Origin of the sequence: Psychrobacter sp. PAMC 21119 (assembly GCF_000247495.1) — a bacterium.
GTDB classification, from domain to species: domain Bacteria; phylum Pseudomonadota; class Gammaproteobacteria; order Pseudomonadales; family Moraxellaceae; genus Psychrobacter; species Psychrobacter glaciei.
Genome location: NZ_AHVZ01000016.1, coordinates 1 through 14,544 on the forward strand (window position 1 = coordinate 1; position 14,544 = coordinate 14,544).

The 14,544-nt window shown below is 43.8% G+C and carries 11 protein-coding genes and 1 pseudogene; 3 read left to right on the forward strand and 9 right to left on the reverse strand.

What is annotated here, in order from left to right; translation table 11 throughout:
* A pseudogene (locus tag RH96_RS06215) lies at window positions 1-419 on the forward strand (hypothetical protein); the annotation flags it as partial.
* A gap of 77 nt (window positions 420-496) precedes the next feature.
* On the opposite strand, the gene RH96_RS06220 reads toward RH96_RS06215, so the two are convergent.
* From RH96_RS06220 to RH96_RS06245, 6 genes are all read right to left on the reverse strand, one after another.
* Window positions 497-1,870 (reverse strand): NAD-dependent succinate-semialdehyde dehydrogenase, encoded by a 1,374-nt coding sequence (locus tag RH96_RS06220; protein ID WP_010198655.1) that lies wholly within the window; start codon window positions 1,868-1,870, stop codon window positions 497-499.
* A gap of 83 nt (window positions 1,871-1,953) precedes the next feature.
* Window positions 1,954-3,081, reverse strand: a complete 1,128-nt coding sequence (gene aguA, locus RH96_RS06225) for an agmatine deiminase (protein WP_010198656.1) — start codon at window positions 3,079-3,081, stop codon at window positions 1,954-1,956.
* Between the two features lie 52 nt (window positions 3,082-3,133).
* The gene (aguB, locus tag RH96_RS06230; protein WP_202801453.1) at window positions 3,134-4,018 is read right to left on the reverse strand and encodes an N-carbamoylputrescine amidase; all 885 of its coding nucleotides are present in this window, start codon (window positions 4,016-4,018) and stop codon (window positions 3,134-3,136) included.
* A 117-nt stretch (window positions 4,019-4,135) separates the two neighbouring features.
* On the reverse strand, window positions 4,136-5,629 hold the full coding sequence (locus RH96_RS06235) for a Na+/H+ antiporter NhaC family protein (RefSeq protein WP_010198659.1): 1,494 nt from the start codon (window positions 5,627-5,629) through the stop codon (window positions 4,136-4,138).
* Window positions 5,630-5,824: 195 nt separating this feature from the next.
* On the reverse strand, window positions 5,825-7,213 hold the full coding sequence (locus tag RH96_RS06240; RefSeq protein WP_010198661.1) for an NAD(P)/FAD-dependent oxidoreductase: 1,389 nt from the start codon (window positions 7,211-7,213) through the stop codon (window positions 5,825-5,827).
* A gap of 1 nt (window position 7,214) precedes the next feature.
* On the reverse strand, window positions 7,215-8,558 hold the full coding sequence (locus RH96_RS06245; RefSeq protein ID WP_010198663.1) for a glutamine synthetase family protein: 1,344 nt from the start codon (window positions 8,556-8,558) through the stop codon (window positions 7,215-7,217).
* Between the two features lie 464 nt (window positions 8,559-9,022).
* Between RH96_RS06245 and RH96_RS06250 the strand changes: the two genes are divergently transcribed.
* Window positions 9,023-9,763, forward strand: a complete 741-nt coding sequence (locus RH96_RS06250) for a gamma-glutamyl-gamma-aminobutyrate hydrolase (protein ID WP_010198665.1) — start codon at window positions 9,023-9,025, stop codon at window positions 9,761-9,763.
* Window positions 9,738-10,481, forward strand: coding sequence for a cupin domain-containing protein (locus RH96_RS06255; RefSeq protein WP_010198667.1), 744 nt, complete (start codon window positions 9,738-9,740; stop codon window positions 10,479-10,481). Before RH96_RS06250 ends, RH96_RS06255 begins: the two co-directional genes overlap by 26 nt.
* 332 nt (window positions 10,482-10,813) lie before the next feature.
* Here the strand turns inward: RH96_RS06255 and RH96_RS06260 are convergent, their stop codons facing one another.
* The 3 genes from RH96_RS06260 to RH96_RS06270 all read right to left on the reverse strand — a co-directional run bounded on the left by RH96_RS06260 (window position 10,814) and on the right by RH96_RS06270 (window position 14,471).
* Window positions 10,814-12,136: a glycosyltransferase gene (locus RH96_RS06260; protein ID WP_051000719.1), complete on the reverse strand. Its 1,323-nt coding sequence runs from the start codon at window positions 12,134-12,136 to the stop codon at window positions 10,814-10,816.
* 151 nt (window positions 12,137-12,287) lie between these two features.
* Window positions 12,288-13,160, reverse strand: a complete 873-nt coding sequence (locus tag RH96_RS06265; RefSeq protein WP_010198670.1) for a TIGR03915 family putative DNA repair protein — start codon at window positions 13,158-13,160, stop codon at window positions 12,288-12,290.
* Between the two features lie 42 nt (window positions 13,161-13,202).
* A complete protein-coding gene (locus RH96_RS06270) occupies window positions 13,203-14,471 on the reverse strand; it encodes a putative DNA modification/repair radical SAM protein (RefSeq protein WP_010198671.1) in 1,269 nt (422 codons plus the stop codon).
* Window positions 14,472-14,544: the final 73 nt, after the last annotated feature.

A 14,544-nucleotide genomic window follows, 5' to 3' on the forward strand; every position in this document is an offset into this window, starting at 1 on the left:
ATCAAGTGCAAATAGTGACCCGCTATTTAACTCGTCGCCCTAAGAATAGTGCCAGTATCGAGCTTAGACGACTTACTTTAGAAATAAAACAGCTTGATAAAGATGCGTTTGTAAAGCGCTTAGATCACTGGTATTTGACTCATGAAGCCTATCTTAATGAGCGTAGTACCAATGAGGATACCGGCAGAACGTGGTACACCCACAAGCGTCTTAGAAGTGCTTATCGTAGTTTAAGAACCAATAGCGATTGGTTATTTACTTATCAAGAATATGGGCATTTAGACCTACCAAATACTACTAATTCTCTCGAAGGGTTATTCAGTGAGCTCAAGCGACAATTACACAGTCATCATGGGCTAAATGAGTATCGTAAGTTACGGTTTATTAAAGACTTTTTAGAGTCAAAGACACTCAAATAGCATGAATTATGTCCATTAGCGACTACCTTCTAATTTCTAGCATGAATTTTGTCCATTACACCGAAAAACGCTATCGATTACGATTTGTCACGAATCAACTTATAGTTTAAAAATTCAGTGATACCAAGGGTACCAAGCTCGCGACCAAATCCAGAGCGTTTAACGCCGCCGAATGGGGTATTGGCCTCACTACCAGAAGGCGCGTTGATAGTCACCATACCGACATCTAATTGCTCAGCAATCTCTGCTGCCAATGCTGCGTCTTGAGTTTGAATTGAAGCACCTAGACCAAATGGTACATCATTGGCAATTTTGATAGCATGCGCAATGTCATTCGCTTTGTAGATAACGGCGACAGGACCGAATAGCTCCTGACGATAGACATCCATTGAGTCATCAACATCTGCCAATACCGCAGGGGCAAACCAAGCACCTGGCTTGTCTTTAATGATGCCACCCTCGACTAATACCGTTGCCCCGGCTTTGACAGCACTGTCTAACTGCTCTTGCAAATTATTTGCTGCCGCCTTCGAAGACATCGGGCCAATGAAAGTATCTTCATTTTGTGGATCAGCTAGAGTCATGCCACGTACGGCATCTGTAAAGCCTTTAACAAACTGGTCGTACACGCTTTCGACGATGATTAAGCGCTTGGCAGCATTACAAGCCTGTCCAGTGTTACCAAAACGACCTACGATTGCACCTTGTACGGCCTGCTCGATGTCAGCATCCGCCGCAACGATAAAGGCATCGGAGCCACCAAGCTCTAAAACGACCTTTTTGAGGGCGCCACCAGCTACTTTTGCAACTGCTTGTCCTGCACGTTCAGAACCTGTCAACGAGACGCCTTGCACTCTGGTGTCTTCAATAATAGTCGCTGCTTGATCGTTGGTAGCGAAGACATTGTTATACACGCCACTAGGTAGGCCGGCGTCTTTTAGAATATCAACGATAACTTCTGCGGTGTTAGGGCACTGCGGCGCATGTTTTAAGATAATGGTGTTACCTGCCATCACGTTTGGTGCCACAAAACGAGCTACCTGATAATGCGGGTAGTTCCATGGCATGATGCCAAGTAAAACGCCAACTGGGAGCTTTTCTACTGAAGCTGAACCGTCTGCAACATCAATCGTATTTGGTGCTAATAGTTGCTCACCGTTATCTGCATAATAGCGATAAATTTGAGCAACCAGTTGGAGCTCACCCTTTGCTTGTGCGAGAGGCTTGCCCATTTCGTTGGCAACGATACGTGCTAGCTCATCTTGGCGCTCAATATAGATGTCAGCTATTTTATTCAATAGTGCACTACGTTCGCCAAGCGAGGTCTTTTGCCAGTCTTGATAAGCATTATTTGCTTGTTCAATAGCGTTTTGGATATCTTGTTCAGTGGCGGTAGGGTAAGTGGCTTCTACTTCACCAGTGGCTGGGTTATTAACTTGATAATCGCTCATAGTTATGTCCTTTTTTAAAATATTATTGGGTTCAAAATCCATTTGGGTCTATATTTTTATGCGGGTGCTTTTAGTTAATGCTTTTAGTTGCTACTTTTAATTAATGGTTTTGGTTGCTGCTGCGTAATGCAATGAATATTGCCGCCACCAAAAACAATCTCTTTCGTTCGTACTCCCACTACCTGATGTTGAGGAAAGACTTTTTCAAGCTGCTCGATGGCGAGTGCATCATTTATATCATCATATTGCGGTACGATGACAGCGTCATTACAAATTAAAAAGTTGGCATATGAAGCGATACAAATATCACCAGTATGACGCGCCTTGGCATCATCAGATTGTTCAATATCATAATGTTCAGGCAAGGTGACAGAGTTTTTGGTACAGCACAGCTTATGGACTTTTAGTTGTCTGCCTTTTGCATCAGTCATATTTGAGAGCTGCTCATAGGCCTTTTGCGTTGCCTCATAAAACGGATGCTTAGGGTCGTCAGTAAACAAGCAAACCACTTCACCAGGGCGCGCAAAGCAAGCGATATCGTCAATGTGACCTGTAGTCTCATCAGGATCAATACCATCATCAATCCACAGCACTTTTTGTATATTAAGATAAGCTTTTAGCTTGGCTTCAATTTGAGCTTCGGTTAGGTGCGGGTTACGCCCTGGGCTTAGCAGACACATGCGCGTAGTCAGAACGGTGCCTTCACCATCGACGTGAAATGCGCCGCCTTCCATGACAAAGTCATCCGTTCGATAGCGTTTGATATCTAGATGGTCACATAAGCGTTCAGCCAGCTTATCATCGTCATCCCACGGCGAGTATAGTCCATCATAGTCGCCGCCCCATGCATTGAATGTCCAATCACAAGCGCGTAGCTCACCTGCTTCATTGATTAAAAATGTCGGGACAGTATCACGCGCCCAAGCATCATTGCTGGGCATGGATATGACGTCGATATCAGCAGGTAGACTATCGCGGCATGATTGATAATCATCAGGATTGACCAGTATGCCAACTTCACAAAATCTGTTAATTGCCAGTGCAACATCAGCATAAGATTTCTGAGCAGGAGCGGCTTGTTGTCGCCAGTTATCAGCACGGTAAGGCCATACCATCCATGTTTTTTCTATCGGCTCAAATTCTGCTGGCATGTAAAAGCCGTCTTGTTGTGGTGTTGAGCCAGTGATTAATCGGTTCGGTAATAATGACATATAGAGCACCTTATTTGACGATAGCGCGAGTGAGCTTGCTTGTTAACAAACCTTATCCATGAGTCAACAACGTGCCATACATCGATGGACGACGATCACGAAAAACGCCCCATTGCTGACGTTTGATAGCCAGTTGATCTAAGTCAAAAGTCGTACTAAGTATCTCTTCTTTATCTTTAGATGCTTCTTGTATAATCTCGCCACGACCGTCGGTAATAAATGAGCTACCGTAGAATGCCATGACGCTATCGTTTCCGTTATCGTTTCCGTTTTGAGTAATCGTCTCAGTGCCAATACGATTGGCTGCTACCACTGGCATAAGGTTAGCGGCAGCATGACCTTGCATACAGCGCTGCCAATGTCCTTTTGAGTCGATGTCCAATGTTGGCTCATCACCAATCGCAGTCGGATAAAACAGTATTTCTGCACCCATCAATGCCATGCTACGAGCGCATTCAGGGAACCATTGGTCCCAGCAAATACCGACACCAATTTTGGCATACTTGGTTTGCCAAACCTTAAATCCTGTGTCGCCGGGGGTGAAGTAGAATTTTTCGGCATAAGGAATGCCATCTGGTATATGCGTTTTACGATAAGTGCCAAGTATCTCGCCATCGGCATCGATCACGGTCACGCTATTAAAAAAGGTATTGCCTGATTTTTCATAGAAGCTAATCGGTAGTACCACTTGCAGCTCTTTAGCCAACTGTTTGAAGTGATTGATGGCCGCATTATCCGCAACTGAAGTCGCAAGCTTAAAATAATCAAAATCATGAACTTGGCAGAAGTAGGGCGTCTCAAATAACTCTTGTAGCAAGATGATATTGGCACCCGCTTTAGCAGCTTTAGTGACCAAATCAGTTGCAGTGGCAATATTTTGTTGTATATCCCAACCACATGCCATTTGAGTCGTAGCAACGGTAACATTTCGCATGATCTAAATCCTTATCGTATTTATTAGTGAGTACCATATAAAAGGCTTGTTTTGACTGATTAACGAACCATCTCTCATTACCCGCTAATCAATGATTAAAATAATAGCGTTAAGTTTGGCTTAAGCCATCATATAACCCAAGCCTAAGAAGGTGACGACGGATAAGCCCGCACCGAGCATGGCATAGGGGAACTGGGTAAAAGCGTGCTGCATGGGGGAGCAGCCAGCACCTTGCGCGGCAAGTAGTGATGAATCACTAAAGAAACAAGCATGACTACCAAATGAAGAAGCAGATAACAATGCGCCAATCATAAGGGGGGTGCTAACGCCTAGAGCGAGCGATATTGGAAAGACAATGGGCATAGCAAGGACATACAAACCCCAGCTTGATGACGTGGCAAAAGTTAAGAAAGCCATGACGGCAAAGATGACGGCAGGGAAAATAATAATGGTCATATAAGGCGTGATAGCCTCAATCACATATGAGGTCATACCAAGCTCATCATTGATGGCTTTTAAGAAAAAACCACCGATGACGGTTGAGAGTGGATAGAGCATGACTTTAAAGCCTTTAAAGATGGCTTCAACTTGCGTCTCAAAACTTAAAATGCCTTGCATCCAATAGACAACGACGGTCACAAAACAGGTCAGTAATGCACCGCGTAATAGATCGACTTCGAAGTAGACCGTAGAGACAATCAGTAAGATCATTGGGAAAGCAAAGTTTGCGATATTGGCTTTGAACGATAGCTTACGTTTGGCTTGGACGTTTGAGATCAGTTGCTCTTCGACAAAGGCTTCCGGAACAGGATTACCGGCTTTGGCACGTGCCTCGGCTTTTTTCATCGGACCCCAGTCACCCAAAATGCCATACGCCACCAAGAATACAATCAAAAGTGCAAACCAAGCATATGCCATATAAGGAATCGCGCTGATATAAAGCCCGATACCTTCACCATCGCCAGCCACGCCGTTTTCTTCTAAAAGACCTGCAAAGTAGACTGCCCAAGTAGAAATAGGCACGATAATACACATCGGTGCGGCGGTTGAATCGACGATATAAGCAAGCTTCTCACGAGAAACGTTGTAGACGTCAGTGAGTTTTTTGACGGAGGTAGATACTGCTAAGCAATTCAAATAGTCATCGATAAAAACCACGACGCCCAAAGCAAAGGTAGCCAATAATGACTGACGGCGCGACTTAATAATTTTTTGTAGCCATTCACTAAAGCCATCTAGACACCCACTAATCTCCAGCAGTTGAATAAGACCACCCATCAGACCACAGACGAGAACAATCCAAATAATGGTCTCATTACCCAGCACCATCGACATGTTGTCTGCAAAGGGGGAAACCAAGTCAAAGGGGTTAAGCATCACAAGGCCAGCGACACAGCCTGCGATCATGGATTCAAATGGTCGCCTAGAGACAATAGCAGTGACTAATACCAATAGTGTTGGTAGTAAAGATAAGGCACCCCAAGATTGGTCTGGGGCACGGCTGGTAGATAGCCAAGCAAAAGCCAGATAGATAACGACGGCTACTATGACGGTGAGAAATACTCGCTTATTATGATACTGTCCTTCGACAGCATCATTGAGCTTCATGTTCATATTTACGCTCCCTGTAAAACCTCATTGTTTTTTTAAACAAGCTCTATTCTATGGTTGACGCGCGATAGACAGTAGGGAATCAACTTTCTATCGCGCCCCATCACAGCAATCCGTTGCTATGATAGATCACTGTAACGACAGCTTTAAAAATAAAAACACTTTGTTCAATGTTTATCATTCAAGGCTTTCATGCGTTTACATGCCAGTGGTATCTTTTAGCGCATACCACCATGAGCCCATGACCGAGTAAGGGACTCGCAGCGCTCGACCACCTGGGAACGGAATCCAAGGAATTTGTGCAAAAGCATCAAACTCTTTGGTTTTACCATTGATGGCATCGGCTAATATTTGTCCAAATAGATGCGAGCCTGTCACGCCATGACCACTATAACCATGGGCGAAATATACTCGCTCATGTAGTTTGCCCATTTGTGGTACGCGGGAAAAAGACAACGCAAAGTTCCCACTCCACGCATAGTCGATTTTGACATCACGTAACTCTGGGAAAATCTTAGTCATGTTTGGTCTGATTTTAGCTGTGATGTCGGCGGGGTCTTGACCACCGTAGACTGTACCACCGCCAAATAACATGCGCTTATCTGCTGAGAGGCGATAGTAATCAAGAATATATCGAACATCTTCGACACAAACATCGGTTGGGAGGAGCTGATCAGCTAAATCACCCAGCGGCTCGGTGGCGATAATCTGAGTCGATACAGGCATGACACGGTCAGTCAGTTTAGGGATGACTTTATTGAGATAGGCATTGCCGCATAGCACCGCTTGCTTACAAGTGACGGTGCCAAACTCGGTGATGACTTTGATCACATCGTCCGCATACTCAATATCCACCACTAAGGTGTTCTCATAAATCGTGCCGCCATTTTGTTCGATAGCTGCCGCTTCACCCAATGCAAGGTTTAGTGGATGAAAGTGTCCACCCGAATGGTCGATTACGCCGCCTACATAAGCATCTGATTTTATATGCTCTTGGATACCATTTTTGTCTAGCATTTCTCGGTCATGCATACCATGGCTTTCCCACAGAGCATGCGTCTCTTGCAAGTCTTTTAGCTGACCGTTATTCAATGCTGCAAAGATATTCTTTTCTTTCAGGTCGCAGCTGATATCGTAATCGCTGATGAAACGACGAATGATTTTGCCACCACGGGTCACGAGCTGACCGACGAAATCTGCGTTTTCTTTACCGTAAGATTTTTTGATCTTTTGCAGGCTAGCATTTAGACCATTGACGATCTGCCCGCCATTGCGACCTGATGCGCCCCAACCAATTTGCGCACCTTCAAGGACGACGACTTCGTGGTCGGTTTCAATGAGATGCAGGGCAGTGGATAGGCCACTGTAGCCGCCACCCACCACACAGATTTCTACTTGAATATCATTTTTTAGCGTCGGTCTATCGGGCTTTGGATTACGACTGGCCGCATAATAGCTATCAGGATATTGTCCTTTGTCTGAATAATGCGGGATGTTGCGTGTGTTATTAGAAGGTGGGTTTTGGTTCGTTGCCATTTTGCTATTTGGGTTGCTACTTGGGTTGCTATTCGAGCTGCTATTTGACATATCAAACATCCTGTAAATAGGTGAGGTATTCAAGGTTGGTCACTTGCTGAGCAAAGCGTTTGGCTTCTTGCTTTTTGACCGCGATCAACAGCTCAATCATCTCGCTTGGGAACAGCGAATCAATGATATCACTGCTTTCAAACTGACGGATGGCTGAGAGCCAGTCTAGTGGCAAGGTCTTAAGTTCTGCTGCGTCGTAAGTAATGCTATTAATGGGTTCAGGCGCTTCCAGCTTGTTTTCGATGCCATACAGCATGCCTGCCAGTACCGCGCTACAGACCAAATAAGGATTGGCATCTGCCCCAGAGACACGGTGCTCGATACGGCGCGCTTTTGAGTCACCGCCAGGGATACGCACGGCTGCGGTGCGGTTTTCATAACCCCACGACACATTGTTTGGCGCTAGCGTACCCGGGGTAAAGCGGCGATAAGAATTCACATGTGGGGCAAATAATAGAGTGCAATCTGACATGGTCTTTAGCAGACCAGCGACCGCGTGACGCAACATATCTGAGCCTTCCTCTGATCCATCATCGAAGACGTTGTTGCCATCTTTGTCTAATAAGCTGCAATGCACATGAAAGCCATTACCAGATTGTAGACCAAAAGGTTTCGCCATGAATGTCGCGGTGAGCTTGTGACGAGCTGCCACGGCTTTGACCACTTGTTTAAATAAAATCGCATCGTCAGCGGCTTTTAATGGGTCGTCCACATGTAATAAATTGATTTCAAATTGACCACAACCATTTTCGGCCAGTGCTGCATCAGCAGGAATATCGAGTTTATTACATTGCTCATAGACTTCATCTAAGAATTCATCAAATTGCAGTAAGTCATTGATACTTAAAATAGAGGTTTTATTCAGTCTTAATCCACTTTTGGGGCGAATGGGGGGCTTAGGTGTCTCTCCCTCGGTATAGTCAACCAAATAAAACTCTAGCTCGGTTGCCATCACTGGCGTCAGTCCCAATGCTTTGAATTTTTTGCTGATATAGTCCAAAACATGGCGGGCATCACCGTAATAAGGCTCATTATCCTCGGTATACAGCCAAATAGGTAGCAGCGATGATGGTGCACTGGTATTGAGAAGGGGATAGGCAGCACGGCCAGTTGGACGGGCAATGGCATCGATATCGCCATTACATTGGGAAGACTCGATAACATCCGCGCCCCATATGTCGACACCCAAGATTGACAGAGGTAATCGGATTGCCCCGTTTTCTGCTTTTTCCATTTGATCAAAAGGGATGCGCTTACCACGAAGCAAGCCATTGATATCACCTGCTGCAACATAGACGTATTCTGTGTTGTGTGCAGATTTGACCATTCCATTGGTTGTCATCATGTCTATTCTTCCTATGAATTTTTAGAATTGCTGGGTTTGTTGCTGCTACATCTTTGCTATTAGGTCTGAATGCGCTGTTAGTGACATTTATAACGAATACTTAATAAATAAGCGTTTGATAAATGGTCAACTGAATATGATACGTTTTCACCAAAGCCGACATTTTTTATCAATGGTATTAGCCACTTAGAGATAATTTTTTTAATAGTATTATTAAAACTAAAAGTTAATCTCTGTTTGGTAATATCGGTAATGACTTCCAATATATGGATGAAAACTATAGTTGTCAATTTTTATTTAAAATTATCTTAAAATAACCCAAAAAGGCCTTTTTAATACTAATATCGATATTAATGAAGTTTATAGTTTACATTTTGTGAGTCATTATGTTAAATTTTAGCTAAATAAGGGATATAAATAATATGGATGGATTAAGTCTATTCATTATAACTAAGGAAGATAATATGAAAAATTCCAGACCTATTATTGCTATTGTGTCCTGTCATAAGATGGTTGATGGACAGCCAGCACAGGCGGTATATCAAAAATACATCGATGCAGTAAACTTCTACGGTGGCAATCCCATACTGCTACCAAATACGGCTGCCGATAGCGAAAACTTTGATGCGTTGCTCGCAATGGTAGACGGGATTTTATTGACGGGCAGTTATAGCAATGTCGCGCCAACTCGTTATGGCGCGACGCACGTCGAGGCAAAACAAGACTTAGGCCGTGATGAGCTGAGTTTCAAATTGTTGGCTTATGCAGATGAAAGAAACATGCCTCTGTTGGCAGTTTGCCGAGGTTTGCAAGAGATGAATGTTCATTTTAATGGCACGCTACATCCTGACTGGCGTGAAGTCGATGGGTTTTATGAGCCACATTTAGAAGACAACACCCAACCGCTTGAGGTGCAATATCAGCCAGTACATGATGTCATCATTCATCCTGAGGGGAGACTGGCTGCATTTGGTAAAAAATGGCACGTCAATTCATTACACAAACAAGCAATCAATAAAGTAGGCGCGCGTTTATTGGTTGAGGCGTCAGCGCCTGATGGCTTGGTTGAAGCGATCAGCTTATTGCAACATCCATTTATGATTGGTGTACAATGGCATCCTGAGTTAAATTATGTGCAAGATAACTTGTCCAAATTTCTATTCACGGAATTTATTCACCATGCCAGAGAACCACAAACTGAATAGCACGACTAAAAGTAAGGCAGAAACTGCCGTCACTGATATTGATAATATTGAGAACGATGTTAATAGTATCGATGACAAAGATATAGTTGATATCGAGATAGATGATATCGATGATGAACTGATGGATTCTGACACGGCGTCATCTTCTGAAGCAGATGAGTCATTGAAGGAAGACATTGGCAAAAAGATTAACCAGCTGCGTCTAGCGAAAGGTTACTCGCAACGTAAATTGGCCAAAATGTCTGGATTGACGAACACATCTATCAGCTCTATCGAGCGCAATAAGGTCAGTCCAGCGGTCAATACTCTAAAGGCTATCTTGACAGTACTAGGTTCTGATCTGACCACATTTTTTAGCGACGAGTGGAAGGAGCCTAGGGCTAGAGTCATTGTGACGCCAAAGGATTTATTAGAGCTTAATGAACCCAATAGCAGAGTGTCGTTAAAACAAGTATATAACTGCAGTACGACAAGAAACCTAGGATTTTTGATTGAGACCTATCAACCCAACAGCTCAACCGAAGAAAAAATTGCTCACGAAGGGGAGGAGATTGGTACGGTTATCGAAGGTAAGATTATTATCCGTATCGAAGAAAGCACTTATTTGTTAAATCAGGGCGACAGCTACGTGATTGATACCACTCAGCCGCATACCTTTATCAATCCCACCGATAGCGTGACTCGCATTGTCAGCGCACATACACCAACGACGTATTAAACCCATGCTATAGTCAGAGAACGGCTAAACGGCTACGGCGTTACCCTCCTTAGATGTACTAATTGTACAATCTGCAGTCGGCTGCCTTGTACCCGCTTTAGACTTCTTTGACTAGGGCGTGTTGAACATTCAACTATTAGGGCTGCTGATTGCTAAAATTGCACCAAACATTTTATCAAATCAGGCGTAAACTGACGATAATGTTGAGCTTGGTTCAGAGCAGATTGGTTTTGATAAGGCTACTTCTATTTTTGAAGTGGCCTTTTTTTAATTAAAATGTACTGTCAAAAAGTGCATATCCATTTTTACACGTATTGAATGATACATGGCGTCTATGGCTCTTGATGGTCTTCGGCTATCTCTGCTGTATCCACTATTTTAGACGCTTCTTTACTCAGTTTGACTGTTGCATTTTTATTGATGGGTTCGACGTTTTTGACGGCGACACTAAGAATAGGCTTAGCAGGTTTTTTGAGACTTTTTTTGATTCGTCGTACTGCGATAGCATCGGCTTTCGCTTGTTCTTCTGCAAGTGAATCATCATACAGACCTTGATATACCGCCAGCGTTTCTTCGATCATCTCGCGCATGGTAAATTTGTTGGTCATCTCTGGACGCGTTACACTTTCTAGCTGGTTCCTAACGGCTTTGCATAGGGCATTGGCATTGTATTTTTTTACCAAGCCTTGCGGGTAGAGCGGCTGTAGAATTTCACTAAATGCTGCCTGATCCCAGCCAATAACGGGCGTGCCTAAGTGGATGGCTTGTAGGGCATTAATACCAATAGATTCAGGCTCATTTGCAAGCGCCATGACGATGTTGGCCGCCGATAGCCATTCCCGCATATCATTACGCTTACTACCCACATAGGTAATGCGCTCAGCCAGCTCCAACGTATTGCTACGTTGGCGAAAATCTTCATGCGCGACATCACCATCTCTAAAATCATCGTCCATAATGATGGCATGAATATTAGGAAACTGTTCCTGCAGATTGCCCAATATATCGATGAGCCATTCTTGACCGTACTCGTTACCAATCACTGTCGGAAACACCAGCCACTTTTTATGCTCAAGCTCAGGATATTCAGCGAAAGTGTGCCGTAGCCAATAGACAGATGGATTGTGCCGATAAGGATAGCGACGGGTGTCGATACCGCGGTAGATGCGCTTAATAATCGTAGGATCGACATCTTCGCGGCGCAGTCCCTTTTTTAGATAGTTGGTGACACTATCAGACACCGTAATAATCGTGTCGACATCGAGCAACGCTTGTGAGTATTTATTAATAGGATAAAAACCATACATGGTCGATACCAACTTTGGCAAACGCCTGACTCGTGCGCGGCGCAGTGCCAAATGTAATATCCATGCCGGTGTACGCGAATGTACATGAATCACATCAGGTTCGTACTTTTCAATCAGATGTCGAAGCGATGAGACTTGCAGCAACGACAGCCAAGATTTTTTATTCATGTGTAACTGATGGTATATATTGCCATCACGTTTGAGACGCCTAACCAAATCATTGTCTTCATCAGCACTTGAGACAATGATAGACGTGTGCTCATTTTTGACCAATGCACGCCCAAGATGAAAAATGCCGCGCTCGGATTCATCATGCTTCAAAGACGACAGTAAGCGCATAACTTTCATAATAGCGTGGGTCACCGGTTAGTAATATCAATTTGCTATTGTCAGTTAAAAGCGCTAAAAACTCAACCATCAAGATAAAAAGATGATGACAGACAGCTGGTTTTTAAAATATATAAGTATAAATGCTGGGATTAAAAGCCTATAAGAGCCGTTAGCGTCGTTTTTGCAAGTGCTCAGCATTGGGCAGTACTTGCTTTTCGCTTAGGTATTTCCAATAGCGCTGCGGTAGATACTGTTTATGCAACTTAGGGTTTTTGCGCTCTTTGATATTGACGTTGGTAAAGTAACCTTGCCAAAATCTTTGATAACGCTGCTCATCAGGACTATGGATGCTGGCAGGATTGCGTAGTACCGCGTCATCAAGGTCAGTGATCGTTTGCAGGGTAGCGGGGCGTTTGGGCGTACTATTACTTTTATCATAATAGATGCCATAGTTACGAGTCAGATCGTAAATAGCCCAGTGTTGGTCTTGATAACGCTGACGAAAATGCTCTCCGATTAAGGGCAACACATTAAAGTCAGGCTCAACGCGGGCAAAATAAATATCATCGGTCGTATGCTCAAAACGCACAAACGCTTCCATGCGATGCTTCTCACGACCGACAGATTTGACGGTTTGTACTAACTCCAAAACACTCAGGTTACCGAGGTCTTCCATAATATGGCGGCTAGGATAGTCAATAGCGTATTTAATAACCTGAAACAATGTCGTACCGATATTGTCTTTTTCTGATAAAAATCCCCACAGAATATTTCGCATACCTGAACGCCCCAATAGCTTATGTAGCTTGGTTAATACGCGTTCAGCATGGTCTTCATCTGTAGCAACACTGCTCGCTTCAGAGATCAATGAGGGCACATAAGAATCTTGAGCAATTAACTGTAGGGATTTATCTTCTTGTAACCGATTGGCATAGACATAAAAAACGGCACTGAGCCAACCCTCAAAACTTGGCTCATAAAGTACAATACTTGGCGTTAAGTGACCGACAATATAGTCATGACTTTGCATCAGTTTTGACATTTATGTTCCTATTTAGAATAGTGGCAATCAAAACCGTACTCATTAAAACAGCGCCAACTGACCACTGCGTTGATCTTTATACTTAGTTTGAGTTTGTGCCAGTACATATTGACGGAAATTATCGCGGGTTAAGTGGGCGAGGTGTTCATTTTTACCAGTAGTGGCAATAAAGTATTTGGCGCGGTTGACCGCTGCGCCCATCTTTTTTAAATGATAAAGCGTTAACTGATTAAACTTGCGTGCTTTCACTATTTTTTTAGCCGTCTTAGTACCAATACCTGGGATGCGCACAATCATCTCATAAGTCGCGGTTTGAATATTAACCGGAAAATGCTCACGATGGCGGATTGCCCAAGCCAATTTTGGGTCACAATCTAAATCCAAAAATGGTGAGTCTGGTTCGACAATTTCGTGCGCGCCAAAACCATAAAAACGCATCAGCCAATCGGCTTGATAGAGACGATTCTCTCGCACCATCGGTACTGGCGTTCCAATCGCTGGCAAGCGACTGTCAGATAACATCGGCACATAGCCGGAATAGTAAACACGCTTGAGATCATATTGCTTATAAAAATGACTCGATAGCTGAATCACCTGCAAATCGGTTTCATTACTGGCACCAACGATCATTTGACTGGTTTGACCTGCTGGTACAAATTTCGGTGCTTTTTTATGCGTTTTACGGCTCTCGCGGATGGTAATAATTTCTTCTTTGACCGTCTCCATCGGTGCTTTTAATTCATCATGCGACTTCTCTGGAGCGAGTAAAGCTAAGCCCGATTTGGTCGGAATTTCGATATTAACGCTTAAGCGATCGGCATAAAGCCCTGCTTCTAACAGCAGCTCTTTTGACGCGCCCGGAATAGTCTTTAGATGGATATAGCCATTAAAACGCTCACGAGTACGTAATATCTTGGCGACCTCGACCAAGCGCTCCATCGTATAATCGCCACTTTTAAAGATACCTGAGCTGAGAAACAACCCTTCGATATAATTACGGCGATAAAACTGCATGGTCAAATCGACGACTTCTTCAACGCTAAAAGCAGCGCGTGGGGTGTCATTACTTTTGCGCGAGGTGCAATAAGCGCAGTCGTAAATGCAATGATTGGTCAGCAGAATTTTGAGTAAACTAATGCAGCGCCCATCTTCGGTATAGCTATGGCAAATACCAGTTGCTGAGGCGTCACCGAGGCCACCGCCTTGGTTTTTACGTGTACCAGCAGAGGAGGAACAAGAAACGTCATACTTAGCAGCGTCCGCTAAGATGTTTAGTTTGCCCTGTAGTCGTTCATAATTGATGGTTGCCATAAGCGATATTTACCAATTCATTTATAGGTTGTTATTTTAACAAATTGGTTTGCAAGTCACTGTAATTATTAGA